This window comes from Micromonospora sp. Mcm103, assembly GCF_024519755.1.
In the GTDB taxonomy this organism is placed as follows: domain Bacteria; phylum Actinomycetota; class Actinomycetes; order Mycobacteriales; family Micromonosporaceae; genus Micromonospora; species Micromonospora aurantiaca.
Genome location: NZ_JALJRJ010000035.1, coordinates 22,855 through 37,251, shown reverse-complemented (window position 1 = coordinate 37,251; position 14,397 = coordinate 22,855). Strand labels below are relative to the sequence as shown.

General features: G+C 75.1%; 9 protein-coding genes. 5 read left to right on the top strand and 4 right to left on the bottom strand.

The window, feature by feature from the left end:
- Positions 1-102: 102 nt before the first annotated feature.
- Positions 103-2,103 (bottom strand): beta-galactosidase, encoded by a 2,001-nt coding sequence (locus tag OC439_RS29115; protein WP_262016214.1) that lies wholly within the window; start codon positions 2,101-2,103, stop codon positions 103-105.
- Positions 2,104-2,218: 115 nt separating this feature from the next.
- Between OC439_RS29115 and OC439_RS29110 the strand changes: the two genes are divergently transcribed.
- The 5 genes from OC439_RS29110 (at position 2,219) to OC439_RS29090 (ending at position 11,665) form a co-directional block, all read left to right on the top strand.
- Complete coding sequence (locus OC439_RS29110) at positions 2,219-4,582, top strand: TIM-barrel domain-containing protein (RefSeq protein WP_262016213.1); 2,364 nt, start codon at positions 2,219-2,221, stop codon at positions 4,580-4,582.
- Positions 4,583-4,629: 47 nt separating this feature from the next.
- On the top strand, positions 4,630-5,826 hold the full coding sequence (locus tag OC439_RS29105) for an ROK family transcriptional regulator (protein ID WP_262016212.1): 1,197 nt from the start codon (positions 4,630-4,632) through the stop codon (positions 5,824-5,826).
- A 240-nt stretch (positions 5,827-6,066) separates the two neighbouring features.
- Complete coding sequence (locus tag OC439_RS29100) at positions 6,067-8,475, top strand: beta-glucosidase family protein (RefSeq protein WP_262016211.1); 2,409 nt, start codon at positions 6,067-6,069, stop codon at positions 8,473-8,475.
- Positions 8,472-9,491 carry a LacI family DNA-binding transcriptional regulator gene (locus tag OC439_RS29095; RefSeq protein WP_262016210.1) on the top strand — a complete coding sequence of 340 codons (1,020 nt, stop codon included), beginning with the start codon at positions 8,472-8,474 and terminating at the stop codon, positions 9,489-9,491. The genes OC439_RS29100 and OC439_RS29095 overlap by 4 nt, the downstream gene beginning before the upstream one ends.
- Positions 9,488-11,665 carry a glycoside hydrolase family 95 protein gene (locus OC439_RS29090; RefSeq protein ID WP_262016209.1) on the top strand — a complete coding sequence of 726 codons (2,178 nt, stop codon included), beginning with the start codon at positions 9,488-9,490 and terminating at the stop codon, positions 11,663-11,665. The genes OC439_RS29095 and OC439_RS29090 overlap by 4 nt, the downstream gene beginning before the upstream one ends.
- Here OC439_RS29090 and OC439_RS29085 read toward each other — a convergent pair.
- Genes OC439_RS29085 through OC439_RS29075 form a run of 3 tightly spaced genes read right to left on the bottom strand, consistent with a single transcriptional unit; the run spans position 11,662 to position 14,358 of the window.
- On the bottom strand, positions 11,662-12,171 hold the full coding sequence (locus tag OC439_RS29085) for an NUDIX hydrolase (protein ID WP_262016208.1): 510 nt from the start codon (positions 12,169-12,171) through the stop codon (positions 11,662-11,664). The genes OC439_RS29090 and OC439_RS29085 overlap by 4 nt on opposite strands.
- Positions 12,172-12,181: 10 nt before the next feature.
- The gene (locus OC439_RS29080) at positions 12,182-13,054 is read right to left on the bottom strand and encodes an SDR family NAD(P)-dependent oxidoreductase (RefSeq protein ID WP_262016207.1); all 873 of its coding nucleotides are present in this window, start codon (positions 13,052-13,054) and stop codon (positions 12,182-12,184) included.
- Positions 13,051-14,358 (bottom strand): flavin-containing monooxygenase, encoded by a 1,308-nt coding sequence (locus OC439_RS29075; RefSeq protein ID WP_262016206.1) that lies wholly within the window; start codon positions 14,356-14,358, stop codon positions 13,051-13,053. Before OC439_RS29075 ends, OC439_RS29080 begins: the two co-directional genes overlap by 4 nt.
- Between the last annotated feature and the right edge of the window lie 39 nt (positions 14,359-14,397).

The window sequence follows — 14,397 nt, the reverse complement described above, 5'->3', positions numbered from 1 at the left end:
CCTCCTCGCTGACTTCACCACCCTCAACACCCCTTGACTTCTATAGGAGCATCCCGGGGTACGCGCCTCAGCACCCGCCGCCGTCCCACCACCAGTGCCTCGTCACGGGATCTCCTCGCGTACCACCGCCACGCCGCCCGGCGCCACCGTCAACTCGCCGTCGACGGTCGCGCCGGTCAGCAGGTCGAGCCCGGCGGCCGGCACCCGCTGCGGCCGGTCGGTGTGGTTGAGCAGGTAGAGCAGGCCGTCCTGGCGGCGTACCGCCTCGACGCCCGAGGGCGCGCCGGGGCAGGCCGGGGCCACGCCGGCGAGCCCTGCCGCCTCGGTGAGCAGCCGCCGGTAGGTGTCGTCGTCGGGGCGGGTGGAGACATACCAGGCGTACGCGTCACCGACCCGGTGCCGGGTGATCGCGGGCCGCCCGTCCAGCACTCCCCCGGCGTACGCGCTGATGGTCTCGGCGCCGGCCGGGTGCACCGTCTCGGACCAGATCCGGCCGGTCCCGCCCCCGCTCAGCGGCACGTGTTCGTCGTCGGCGAGGGAATGGAACTCCTCCACCCGCACCCCGAGCAGGTCCCGGTACGCGCCCGGGTAGCCACCGAGGCGTACCCGGGCGTGCTCGTCGGCGACGCCGCTGAGCCAGGTCACCAGCAGGTGCCCGCCGTCGTGGACGTGCCGGCGTACCCAGTCGACTGTGGCGTCCGAGGCCAGGTAGAGGGCGGGGAGCACGAGCAGCCGGCAACCGTCGAGCGGGACGCCGGGCGGCACCACGTCGGCGGTGACGCCCGCGTGCCACAGGGCCCGGTGCACGGCGGCCGCCTCGCCGGGGTGGTCGAGCCCGTCGCGGGGCATCCCCGGGTGCCGCAGCGCCCAGCCGCTCGCCGCGTCGTACGCGATGGCCACCCCAGCCTGGACGCGGCCCGGCGCGGTCCCGGCGAGCCGGCCCAGCGCGGCGCCCAGGTCGGCGGCCTCGCGGAACACGCGGGTATCCGCCCCGGCGTGCGACACCACTGCCGAGTGGAAGCGTTCCGCCCCACCGGCCGGTGCACGCCACTGGAAGAACATCACGCCGGCGGAGCCGCGCGCGACGTGGGCGAGGCTGTGCCGGGTCATCCGGCCGGGTTCCTTGGTGTGCATGCGCCCGGCGGTGTGGATCTGGTTGGGGGCGCTCTCCATCAGCAGCCACGGCACCGGCCGTCCGGCGCCGTGACGGGCCCAGCCGCGGGCCAGGTCGGCGGCGAACGCGGTCTGCTCCTCGGCGCCCAGGTCGGTGGCGGACGGGTAGTGGTCGATCGCGACCAGGTCGACCTCGCGCGCCCAGCGGGCGTGGTCGACAGGCACCCAGTCGCCGAGCACGTAGTTGGTGGTGACGGGTACCGCCGGGTTGGCCGCGCGCAGCAGGTCCCGCTGCTCGGTGTACGCGGACAGCAACGTGTCGGACCAGAAGCGGCGGAAGTCGAGCAGCTGGCCGGGGTTGGCGAGGTACTGGGTGGCGCGGGGCGTGCCGACCTGCGCCCAGTCGGAGTAGTGCTGGCTCCAGAAGCTGGTGACCCAGGCGTCGTTCAGCGCGTCGAGGTCGCCGTAGCGGGTGGTGAGCCAGCGGCGGAACGCCGCCTCGGTGTGCGGGCAGTGGCAGGTGGTGCCGTACTCGTTGTGCACGTGCCACAGCGCCAGCGCCGGGTGGTGCGCGTACCGGGCGGCGAGCACCTCGGCGATGCTCCGGGCGGCGTCCCGGTACGCGGGCGCGGCGGCGCAGTAGGTGTCCCGGCTGCCGTGGGTCAGGCGTACGCCGTCGGCGGTGACCGGCAGCGCGTCCGGGTGGCGCAGCGAGAACCACGGCGGCGGCGACGCGGTGGGGGTGGCCAGGGCGGCGCGGATGCCGGCCGCGTGGAGCAGGTCCAGCACGTCGTCGAGCCAGTCGAGCGTGTACCGGCCGGGTTCGGGTTCCAGCCGGGACCAGGCGAACACGCCGACGGTGACCAGGTCTACCCCGGCGGCGCGCATCAGGGCGACGTCCTCGCGCCACACCCCGGGCGGCCACTGCTCCGGGTTCCAGTCCCCGCCGTAGCAGAGCGAACCGTCGTCCCACGGCGCTTTAGTTGTCATCCCGGCCAAAATAGGAACAGGTGAGAAGGAAAGTCAATGCCGTCGATCATTGACAGTTAGTTGGGCTTCCAAAGAAACTGGCGGGACCGCCCGTGGACGCCGCGAGGAGACGCCCATGCCGTACCGCCCGCCGCTGGTCCCGTACGAGACGTTCGTGGCCGACCCGCCCGACCTGCCGGTCCGCGCCCCCGGCGAGGAGGGCGCCGACGACGTGCTGCGGGCGGAGGTCGCCACGACCGACGCGCACGGGGTCACGCTGACCGCGACCTGCGCGTCCGGCCGCACGCTCGTCGCGCGCATCGAGGCCGCCGGAGACGGGATCATCCGGGTACGCCTCGCCGACGACCTCTCGGTCCGCAGCCGGTCCGCAGCCGCGCTGACGCTGGTCCACCCGCAACCGCACCCGGCAACGGTGACCGTGGCCGACGGGCACGTCCGGGTGGGTGCCGGCGGCGTGATCGCCGACCTGCGCCTGGACCCGTGGGAGCTGCGCTTCGTCACCCCCGACGGGCGGCTGCTGCTCGCCTCCGACGGCGGCACGCGGGACATCAGCGGCCGCCGCCGCACGCTGCCGCTCGGCCGCTCCACGTTCGACGGCGAGCCGGTCGCGTGGCACGAGAGCTTCGTGGCGCCGGGCGACGAACGGTTCGTCGGCTTCGGTGAGAAGTTCACGCCGCTGGACAAGCGCGGCCAGCGACCGCTGATGTGGAACTTCGACGCGTTCGGCGGCGAGTCCGACCGGTCGCACAAGAACGTGCCGTTCTACCTGTCCGACCGCGGCTACGGCCTGCTGGTCGACAGCGGACTGCCGGTGCAGTTCGACGTGTGCGCGAGCACCCACAGCAGCGTGCAGATCCTCGTCCCGGACGACCTGCTCGACTACTACGTGCTGGCCGGACCCACCCCGGAGCGGGTGCTCGACCGGCTCGACGCGCTGACCGGGCGGCCGTACCTGCCGCCGAGGTGGGCGTTCGGCGCGTGGATCTCGTCCGGCTTCTTCCCGGACAGCCAGCAGCGGGTGCTGGAGCGGGCCCGGCGCCTCCGCGAGCGGGACGTCCCCTGCGACGTGCTGCACCTGGACTGCTACTGGCAGGTCGCCGGGCACTGGTCGGACCTGCGCTGGGACGCCGACGCCTTTCCCGACCCGGACGGCATGCTCAAGGACCTCACCGAGCAGGGCTTCCGGGTGTGCCTGTGGATGAACCCGTACCTGATGACCGGCAGCCCGCTCTACGCCGAGGCCGAGGCCGCCGGGTACTTCCTGCGCCACCCCGACGGCGGCACGTACGTCGCCGACACCTGGCACGGCAGCTACCCGGCGGGCGCCATCGTGGACCTCACCAACCCGGCCGCGGTGCGCTGGTTCCAGGGCCTGCTGCGGCCGCTGCTGGCGCAGGGCGTCGCGGTGTTCAAGACCGACTTCGCCGAGGGCGTACCGGCCGACGCGGTCGCGCACAACGGCATGACCGGCGTGGAACTGCACAACGTGTACGCGCTGCTGTTCAACGACGCGGTCGCCGACGTCACCGAGGAGGTCGCCGGGCACCGTACGGTGTGGGCGCGCTCGTCGTACCTGGGCGGGCAGCGGCACAGCGCCCAGTGGAGCGGCGACGTCAACGCCACCTGGCCCGGCATGGCCAGCACGCTGCGCGGCGGCCTGTCCCACGGGCTGTCCGGGGTGCCGTTCTGGAGCCACGACACCGGCGGCTTCCACGGCACGCCCGAACCGGACCTGTACGTGCGCTGGACCCAGTTCGGCGCGCTCTCCCCGCTGGTACGGCTGCACGGCACCACCAGCCGGCTGCCGTGGGAGTTCCCGCCCGAGGCGGAACGGCACGCGGTGGACGCGCTGCGGCTGCGTTACCGGCTGCTGCCGTACCTCTGGTCGGCGGCGGTGGCGAGCGCCCGTACCGGCGGCCCGATGATGCGGGCGCTGCTCGTCGACACCCCGGACGACCCGGCCGCCTGGACCGCCGACCTCCAGTACCGCCTCGGCCCCGACCTGCTGGTGGCACCGGTGCTCGACAGGTCCGGCGAACGCGCCGTCTACCTGCCGGCGGGCGACGACTGGCTGGACGCGTACACCGGTCAGCGGCACCCCGGCGGCGGGCACCTGCGGGTGCGCGTACCCATCGACCGGCTGCCGCTGTACGTGCGGCACGGCGCGCTGATCCCCACTGTGGCGCCGGCGGCGACGGTCGGTACCGGCCCGTTCCGGGACGTCACGCTGGTGGCCTGGGGCGGTGTCGACGGCGTGAGCGTGGTGCGGGACCCCGACGGCGACACCACGATCACCGCCGCACGCGACGGGGACACGCTGCGTGTACGCGTGGACGGGCCGCTGGACGTGCGGCGGGTCAGCGTGGTCGGGGAGGATCCGCCGCGCCGGGTGGTGCTCGGCGGCGAGCCGGTCCCGGTGACGCCGTTCGCGCCGTGGTTCGGCGGCGGAGACCGGCCGGCCGGAATCTCGCCCATTTAGTTTAAGCTGTAGCCGAACTCGGGTCGGGCGCAGGAGGCGGGCAGTACGTGATCAGCATCGACCGGCCGACGGCCGACCTCGGCGACGTGCGGGTGACCAACCGGGCCGCCGTGCTCCGGCACGTCCGCCGCCACGCCCCCTGCTCCCGGGCCGACGTCGCCGCGCGTACCGGGCTGAACAAGGCCACCGTCTCCAGCCTGGTCGCCGAGTTGATCGAGCACGGCCTGCTGCGCGAGACCGGGCTGACCGAGAACCGGGTGGGCCGCCCGGCCACCATGCTCGTGCTCGACGGCGCCCGCTACGCCGGGCTCGGCCTGCGCGTCGGCGCGGACGAACTGGTGGCGGTCGCCGCCGGGCTGGGCGGCGACCCGGTGCTCACCTGGCGGCGCGCGTTCCCCGCCGCCACCGCCGGTCCCGAGGAGACGGTCAAGGCGCTCGCCGCGCTGGTCCGGCGGGCCGTCACCCGTATCGGCGCGGACCGCACCGTGCTCGGCCTGACCGTTGCCGTACCCGGGCTGGTCGACCCGGACGGCGACGTCCCGGCCGCCCCGGCGCTGGGCTGGCGCGGCGTGCCGCTTGCCGCGTCGGTGCGCCGCGCGCTGCGCGACAGGGGTTTCCCCGTCGCCGTCGACACCGAGGCCAACCTCGCCGCGCTGGCCGAGCGGCGGCACGGCCCGTACGCCGCCACGACCGACCTGGTGCACCTCACCGGCGGCCCGGCGATCGGCGCGGGCCTGATCAGCGGCGGCCGGCTGCTGCGCGGCGGACGCGGCTTCGCCGGCGACATCGGACACCTGCCGCTGGCCGCTGACGGCCCGCCCTGCGACTGCGGGCGACGCGGCTGCCTCACCGCGCTCCTCGGCGTGGACGCGGTGATCGGCCGGCTGCTACCAGACGCCGGGCCGGTCACCGACCACCTGCCGGAGATCGAACGGATCCAGGCCCTGGCCCGCGCCGGGGACGAGCCGGTACGGACCGGGCTCACCGAGATCGGCCGGCTGCTCGGGCAGGCGGCGTCGGTGCTGTCCGGGCTGCTCGACCCGGAGGTGGTGGTGGTCGGCGGCCACCTGGCGGCGCTCGCGCCGTGGCTGCTGCCGGCCGCCCACGCCGAACTCGCCGCCCGCACACCCGTCCCGCCCGGCGTACGGCTGGAGGCAAGCACGCTCGGGTCCGCGGCCGGCGCGCTGGGCGGGGCCACCGCCGCGCTGGCCACAGTGGAGGCGGGACGCCTGCCCGCCGGATGACCCCTTGACCGCACCCGCCGGAAGGTGTCAACCTCGGTAGCGCCGCGTTCCGGGACCGGGCAACCTGCGAAGCGGCGTGTTTTTCGGCGATTGTCGAAGCGCTTCACCACCGCTCCGGGCCGACACCGCCGCCCCCACCACCACCCCTTTTTCGCGTACGCGCCGCCGCATCACCGGCTCGTTCGTCGAAGCGCTTCGACGAACGAGCGGCGGCCCGAACGCCGACCGGAGGCGCCCACCATGACCGACCCCGTCCCCCACCGTCTCGACGACCTGCTGGCCCGGCTCACCCTGCCGGAGAAGCTCGGCCTGCTGCACCAGTGGCAGGCACCGGTGCCCCGGCTCGGCCTGCGCGCGTTCCGCACCGGCACCGAGGCGCTGCACGGCGTCGCGTGGCTCGGCACCGCCACCGTCTTCCCGCAGGCGATCGGCCTCGCCGCGAGCTGGAACCCGGACCTGATCCGGGCGGTCGGGTCCGCCGTCGGCGACGAGGTGCGGGTCAAGCACCGGGCCGACCCGGACCGCGTCGGCCTCAACGTGTGGGCGCCGGTGGTCAACCCGCTGCGCGACCCCCGGTGGGGGCGCAACGAGGAGGGCTGGTCCGAGGACCCGTGGCTGACCGGCAAGCTGGCCACCGCGTACGCGCTGGGGCTGCGCGGCGACCACCCGATCCGGCTGCGGACCGCGCCGACGCTCAAGCACTTCCTCGGCTACAACAACGAGACCGACCGGGCCACCACGTCCAGCGACCTGCCGCCCCGGGTGCTGCACGAGTACGAGCTGCCCGCCTTCCGCGCTCCCCTGACGGCGGGCGCGGCGGTGGCGGGGATGGCGTCGTACAACCTGGTCGACGGCGTACCGGCGCACCTGAGCCCGCTGATCGAGGGTGAGCTGCGCGGCTACGCCGACGACGAGATCATGGTGGTCGGTGACGCCGGGGCGGTCGGCAACATCGCCGGCGTGCAGGAGTACCTGCCCGACCACGTGGCAGGCTTCGCCGCCGCGCTGCGCGCCGGCATCGACAGTTTCACCGAGGACGACGAGGACAGCGCACCCACGGTGGAACGTCTCGCCGAGGCGCTGGCGCGCGGGCTGATCGAGCCCTCCCACGTGGACCGGGCGGTGCGGCGGATCCTGTCCGTCCGGTCGCGGCTTGGCGACCTGGCCCCGGACCCGCACGACGACGTGCCGCCGGACACGCTCGACAGCCTCGCCCACCGGGAACTCGCCCGCGAGGCCGCCCGCCAGTCGGTGGTGCTGCTGCGCAACGACGGCCTGCTGCCGCTGCGCCCCGGCACCCGGGTCGCGGTGCTCGGCCCGCTCGCCGACACCGTGCTCACCGACTGGTACAGCGGCACCCCGCCGTACGTGATCAGCGCGTACGCGGGGCTGCTCGGGCGGCTGCCCGAGGTGACCACCCACCCCGGCACCGACCGGATCACCCTGCACGTCGGCGACCGGGCGGTACGCCACGACGACGAGGGCCCGCTGGCGCTCGGCGACAGCCCGGCCGAGTTCGAGGTGGTCGACTGGGGGCAGGACGTGGTGGCGCTGCGCGCCGCGGACACCGGCCGGTACGTCGGCGCCGACGACACCGGGGCGCTCGTCGCCGACCGCGACGGGCCCGGCGGCTGGGTGGTACGCGAGACGTTCCGCCTGCACCACCGGCCCGACGGCACCGCGCTGCTGCACCACCTCGCCACCGGCCGGCACGTCGGCGTCGCACCTGACGGACGGCTGAGCGTCGCCACCGGCGACCCGGCCGTGTTCACCGTGACGCTGCTCGTCGACGGAGCTGCCGCTGCCGCCGCGCTCGCCGCCGCCGCCGACGTGGCGGTGGTGGTGCTCGGCAACCACCCGATGGTCAACGGCCGGGAGACCGAGGACCGCGCCGACCTGGCGCTGCCCACCGGCCAGGCCGATCTGCTGCGGGCCGTGCACGCCGCGAACCCGCGTACCGTGCTGGCGCTGACCAGCAGCTACCCGTACGCGGCAGGCTGGGCGCAGGAACACGTGCCGGCGGTGCTGTGGAGCGCCCACGGTGGACAGGAGCACGGCAACGGGCTGGCGGACGTGCTGCTCGGCGCCGCCGACCCGGGCGGGCGGCTCACCCAGACCTGGTACGCCGACGCCGCCGAGCTGCCCGACCTGCTCGACTACGACGTCATCGGCGCCGACACCACCTACCTGTACCACCGGGGTGAGCCGCTGTACCCGTTCGGGCACGGGCTCAGCTACGCCACGTTCGACTACGCTGACCTCCGGTTGAGCACCGCCACGGCGCATGCCGGCGAGGAGGTGGAGGTGAGCGTCGAGGTCACCAACACGGGCCGCCGCCCGGGCACCGAGGTCGTGCAGCTCTACACCCGGCAGCGGCGCTCCCGGGTCAAGCAGCCGCTGCGGCAGTTGCGCGACTTCGCCCGCGTCACGCTCGACCCCGGCTGCGCCGCCCGGGTGACGCTGCGGCTGCGAACCGCCGATCTGGCCTGGTGGGACGAGACCCGCGCCGCGATGGTGGTGGAGGACGCCGTCCACTCCGTGCTGGTCGGCCGGTCCGCGCGCGACATCCGGCTGGCCGGCACGCTCACCGTCACCGGCGGCGACGCCACGGCCGAGCCCGCGGGCACCAGCTTCGGGGCGGCCCGGTGACCGGCCGGACCCCCGGCGAGCAGGTCACCATCGCCGACGTGGCCCGCCACGCCGGGGTGGCCGCCAGCACCGTGTCGTACGTGCTCAGCGGCAAACGCACCATCTCGGCCACCACCCGCAGCCGGGTGCTCGCCAGCGTCCGCGCGCTCGGCTACCACCCGCACGCCGGGGCCCGCGCGCTGGCCAGCCGCAAGGCCAACGTGATCGCGCTGGTGCTGCCGCTGCGTACCGGCATGCAGGTGCCGGTGGTGATGCGTTTCGCCACCGCAGTGGTCACCACCGCCCGCAGCTACGACCACGACGTGCTGCTGGTCACCGCCGACGAGGGACCGGCCGGGCTGCACCGCATCGCCGGCAGCGCACTCGTCGACGGCGTGCTGCTGATGGACGTCGAGCTGGAGGACTCCCGGGTGCCGCTGCTGCGGGACCTCGCGCTGCCGGGTGTCCTGATCGGGCACCCCGCCGACAGCACCGGGCTGGCCTGCGTGGACCTCGATTTCCGGCGCGCCGGTGAGCTGTGCGTGGAACACCTGGCCGCCGCCGGGCACCGGCGCATCGCGCTGCTCGGCGCGCCCGCCGCGGTCTACGACCGGGGCACCGGGTTCGCCCACCGCACCCGCGCCGGGGTACGCGCCGCGGCCGAGCGGCTCGGCGTCGACGCGGTGACCCGGCCCTGCGAGGAGGGACCGGCCGCGGTACGCCGCAATCTGGAGGCGCTGCTCGCCGACCACCCGGACGTGACCGGGCTGGTAGTGCAGAACGAGTCGGCGGTCGGGCCGGTGCTCGCCACGCTGCCCCTGCTGGGCCGGCGGGTGCCCCGCGACGTGTCGGTGGTCGCGATCTGCCCGGACGAGCTGGCCGAGCAGTCCGGGCTCACCTGCGTACCGGTGCCCGCCGAGGAGGTCGGCCGGCAGGCGGTGGCGCTGCTCATGCGGCGGTTGAGCGGCGAGGGAGTGCCGGAGGTGACGTTGCTGGAACCGCACCTCACCGTGCGGGACACCAGCGCCGGCCGGTGACTGCGCACCGCATCCACGACACCGCGCCGGCAGGCGACTGGACGGACGCCTTCCTCACCGGCAACGGCGAGCTGGGACTCATGGTCCACGGGCGGCCGCACGCGGAACGGATCGTGGTGAACCACCACCGGCTCGTCCTACCGAACGGCACCCGGCACGCCCGCGCGCCGGAGCTGGCCGGCCGGATGCCGCACATCCGCGCACTGGTGCTCGCCGGACGCCGTGCCGAGGCCGCCCGGCTGCTCACCGGCGGCCGGGAACTGGAGTGGACCCAGTCGTTCCACCCCGCGTACGCGCTCACCGTCGATGCGCCGCCCGGACCGGTACGCGACTACCGGCGCGACACCGACTTCACCACTGGCGAGGTGACCGTCGAGTGGTCGGGCAGGCGGCGGCGCTGCTTCGCCTCCCGCGCCGACGGTGTCGCGGTGCTGCACCTCGACCAGGGCGACTGCGTGGTGGGGGCGACCGGTGAGCTGTCCGGCAAGCCGGCCGACGTGGTCTACGAGCACGCCGCGTACCGCCGCGACGAGCTGGTGTTCCTGCGGATACGCGCCCGCTACCCGGACGCCGGCGGCGCGTACGGGTTCGAAGGACTGACGTTGCTGCGTGGGGACGTGAGCGTCGACGGCGACCGGGTGCGGGTACGCGGACCGGCGCTGCTCACCACGCTCGTCGACCGGCCCGACGCGCCGCCGTGGCGTACCCGGGTGTCGGAGCGGCGGCTTGCCGCGCTGGCCAGGGACTACAACGCGCTGCTGGCCCGGCACGTACCTCGCCATCGTGGTCCGTACACCCGGGTCGGCCTGGACCTCGGCGTGCCGGATGCCGACCGGGCGCTACCAGTGGGTGAGCTGCTGGCCCGGCAGGCCGCCGCGCCGGACCGGCTGGACCCGGCGCTGCTGGAACGGTTGTTCCACGCCGGCCGGTACCTGCTGTTCAGCGCCAGCGGGGTGCTGCCGCCCCGGCTGACCGGGCTGTGGCTGGGCTCGTGGGACGCGGCGTGGGCCGGTGACTTCACCACCGACGCGAACCTCAACCTGCAACTGGCCGGTGTGAACGTGGGCGCGCTGCCGGAGGTGACAGCCGCGCACGCCCGGCTGGTCGCCGCCCAGGTGGACCACTGGCGTGCCAACGCGCGGGCCGTGTACGGGGCACGCGGGCTGCTGGCGCCCAGCCGCACCGACGGTGAGCACGGGCACCTGTTCCACGTCCACCCGGACTGGCCGTTCACCGCGTGGCTGGCCGGCGCGGACTGGCTGCTGCATCCGCTGCACGAACATCACCTGGTCACCGGTGAGCCGCTGGGCGAGGTGGCCGGCTGGCTGGCCGAGGTGGCGGACTTCTTCGCGGACGTGCTGACCGCTGTGGACGGGCATCCGGTGCTGGTGCCGTCGTACTCGCCGGAGACCGGCCCGTACGACGACACCGGCCGGAGCGCGCCGGTCGCGGTGAACGCCACGATGGACGTCGCGGCGGCCCGGCACGCGCTGCGGCTGGCCGCCGAGGTCACAGGCGACGGCCGGTGGGCCGGGCTACGGCCGCCGGACTACCTGGTGGACGGGCGCGGCGGGCTCGCCGAGTGGGCGTGGCCCGGCAGCACCGGCGACGAGGACCACAGGCACGTCAGCCACCTGTATCCGGTGTGGCCGCTGCACGAGATCGACAGGGACGACACTCCGGAGCTGGCCGCCGCCGCGCACCGGGCGCTGACGCTGCGCGGCGACGAGAACCGGTCCGCGCACGGCAGCCTGCACCGGGCGCTCGCGGCGGCACGCCTGCGCGACGGTGAGCTGGTCGCGGTGAACCTGCGCAAGATCCTCGGCGCGGACATGTTCTTCCGGTCGCTGATGAGCGCGCACAACCCGGGCCGGACCACGTACAACGCCGACGCCGCGCACGCGCTCCCGGCGGTGCTGATCGAGTCGCTGGTGCAGTCGCGCCCGGGAACGCTGCGGCTGCTCCCCGCGCCGCTACCGGGCCTGCCCTCGGGCGCGCTGCGCGGCATCACCTGCCGGGGCCGGGTCACGGTCGAGGAGCTGACCTGGGCGCCGGGCCGGGTGCGGGCGCGGCTGGTGTCGCCGGTGGCGCAGCGCGTGGTGGTGCACGCACCAGGCGGCCGCCGTGCGGTGGATCTGGCCCCGGACCGGAGGTACGAGGTGGCGTTCGGCTAGAGGTTGTCGGGCTGGTGCAGCGCCGGGTGGCTCTCGCCCGGTGCGGCGTACCACGGCGGGGCGTCGTCGGTGAGCGCCGTGCCGATCCGCAGCCGCGCCCAGTCGTCCAGATCGGGCAGCGCGTCCGGCGCGAACCAGGCCACCGCGAGCGACTCGTCGCCGTCGGCCGCCGGCGCCCCGCCGACCGCCCGGCAGCGGAACCAGATGTTCAGGTATTCGCAGGCGTCGCCGTTGGGGTAGAGCACCGGGTGGGTGGCGACACCGGCGAGCCGGTCGATCGCCACCTTGACGCCCGTCTCCTCGTGGACCTCCCGCACCAGCGCGTCTGCTGGTTGCTCGCCCGGGTCGACGGTGCCCGCCGGGACCGACCAGCGGCCGTTGTCGCCCCGGCGGGCCAGCAGCACCCGTCCCGCGTCGTCGGTGACCACGCCGCTGACGCCGTACAGCATGAGCAGGTCGTGGCCGACGTGGCGGCGCAGCCGGGCGATGTAGGGCGAGACGGCCATGGCGAGCAGGCTACCGGCGGTCCTGCCGGTGCCGCCGGACCATGCCCTCGGCCAGCGCCGCACCGTCCAGGTCACCGGCGGCCAGCCGTGTGGCGACGGTACGGCGCACCATCCGGTCCGCGAGGGCCGGTGCGTGCCGGGCCAGCGCCAGTTCGATCCGGCCGCGCCGGGTGGTGGCCACGTCCCGTGGTGCGCGCCGGGCGGTGGCGGCGCGCAGGATCGCGGCCACCACCCCCTCGACCGGCTCCGGGCGGGACACCCCGTTCAGCGACAGCCCGGCCGCCACGGTGCTGTCGTGGATCGGGGAGGCGACCATGCTCGGGTAGACGACGCTGACGCCGACGTGGGTGCCTACTTCGTGGCGCAGCGCGTCGGCGTACGCGACGAGCGCCCGCTTGCTGACGCCGTACGCGGCTGCGAGGGGCAGCGGCAGCACCGCCATCCGGCTGGCCACGAAGATCACCCGGCCGCGGGCCGCCTCCAGGGCCGGCATCGCGGCGGCGGTGGTGCGCCAGGCGGCGAGCAGGTTCACCTCGATCTGGCGGCGTACCACCTCGTCGGGCGGCAGCTCGGCGGGCGCGGGCCCGCCCACACCGGCGTTGTTGATGAGCAGGTCCAGCCCGCCGAGCCGGTCGACCGCGGCGGCCACCGCCGGTGGCGTCGCGGCCGGGTCGGTCAGGTCGACGCCGAGCACCGGCGGTGTGGCATCGGGGTCGGCGTGCAGGTCCAGCCCGACCACGTGGGCGCCGGCGGCGGTCAGCGCCGCACCCAGGTGCTGCCCGAACGTGCCCCGGGCGCCGGTGACCAGCACCCGCCGTCCGGCCAGCCCGCCGCCACGGGCCGACGCGTTCACTCCGGTCCGCTCCTTGCCTGCCGCGCTCATCGTCCCGCTCCCGCGCGGCGCCGGCCGGCGGCCAGTTCGCGGCCCAGTTCGGCCAGGTAGACGTCGAAGTCGACGCGCATGTGCGGGCGGCGCTGCCCCCACCGGGTGGTGGCGGCGCGCAGCTCCTCGCGGCAGGCGGCGGCCTGCCGGGCCGCATCCGGTGGCGCCCAGGTGCCGGCCAGGCGCGCGGCCACCAGCCGCGCCTGCGCCTCGACCAGGGGGAACGCCGCGCCGGTGGACTGCATGAGCCCGACGAACGCCAGGCCGGGGGCGTCCAGGTGGAACACGTGCCGGTACAGCGGCAGCCGGTCGGCGCCGTCGCCGAGCAGCGCCGGATCGAGGAACGGCATCTCGACCCGGTAGCCGGTGCACCAGACGACCAGGTCGACCTCGTCGTGGCGGCCGTCGGTGAACTCGACCCGGTCGCCGTCGAAGCGGGCGATGCCGGGCCGGGCCTGGATGTCGCCGTGGGTGAGCCGGGACAGCAGCGCGTCGGACAGCGTCGGGTGGTCCTGGAGGAAACCGTGCGCCGGTGCTGGTAGCCCGTACCGGGTGGGCGGTCCGACCGCTGTGGTGATCATGGTTTGGCTGATCCGCTGGCGCAGCCGCCAGGGCAGCCGGCGGGCCAGCGCGCCGTTGAGCGTGTCCGACGGGCGGCCGAGCAGGTACTTGGGCACCACCCACACGCCGCGGCGCAGCGACAGCAGCGTGCGCGCGGCGGCGTACGAGGCGTCGACGGCGATGTCCATGGCGGAGTTGCCGCCGCCGACCACGAGGACCCGGCGCCCGGCGAGCTGCTCCGGGCCGCGGTAGTCGTGGCTGTGCATCTGCTCGGCGGTGCACTCGCCCGGGTACGGCTCGGGTCGCTTCGGCACCCGGTTGTGCCCGTTGGCGACCACCACCGCCTCGACGTCGACCTCGACCGGGCCGTCCGGGCCGGTGGCGCGTACCCGCCAGCCGTCGCCGGTGCGGGTGACCCGGTCGACGGTGTGCCGCAGCCGTACCGCCTCGCGCAGCCCGAACCGGTCGGCGTAGTCGCCGAGGTAGCCGGCGACGCGGGTGTGGTCGGGGTAGTCCGGCCAGTCGGCGGGCATCGGGTGGTCGGCGAACTCGGTGCGCCCCTTGCTGGTGTTCAGGTGCAGCGTGCGGTACGCGGGCGAGCCGGGTGCGCCGTACACCCAGAGCCCGCCGAGCGTGTCGGCCGTCTCGAACGCGACGGCCGGGACACCGGCGTCGGCGAGCGCCTTGAGTGTGGCCAGGCCGGCGGCTCCGGCGCCGACGACAGCGACCCTGGGTGCGGCCATGCCCGCCTCCTTAATCCAACGACCGATGGATAATCCCCG

Excerpts from the sequence above, each read along its gene's own strand:
- OC439_RS29080 (WP_262016207.1), bottom strand. The coding sequence starts at position 13,054 with ATGAGCGCGGCAGGCAAGGAGCGGACCGGAGTGAACGCGTCGGCCCGT.
- OC439_RS29110 (WP_262016213.1), top strand. The coding sequence starts at position 2,219 with ATGCCGTACCGCCCGCCGCTGGTCCCGTACGAGACGTTCGTGGCCGAC.
- OC439_RS29085 (WP_262016208.1), bottom strand. The coding sequence starts at position 12,171 with ATGGCCGTCTCGCCCTACATCGCCCGGCTGCGCCGCCACGTCGGCCAC.
- OC439_RS29075 (WP_262016206.1), bottom strand. The coding sequence starts at position 14,358 with ATGGCCGCACCCAGGGTCGCTGTCGTCGGCGCCGGAGCCGCCGGCCTG.
- OC439_RS29100 (WP_262016211.1), top strand. The coding sequence starts at position 6,067 with ATGACCGACCCCGTCCCCCACCGTCTCGACGACCTGCTGGCCCGGCTC.
- OC439_RS29115 (WP_262016214.1), bottom strand. The coding sequence starts at position 2,103 with ATGACAACTAAAGCGCCGTGGGACGACGGTTCGCTCTGCTACGGCGGG.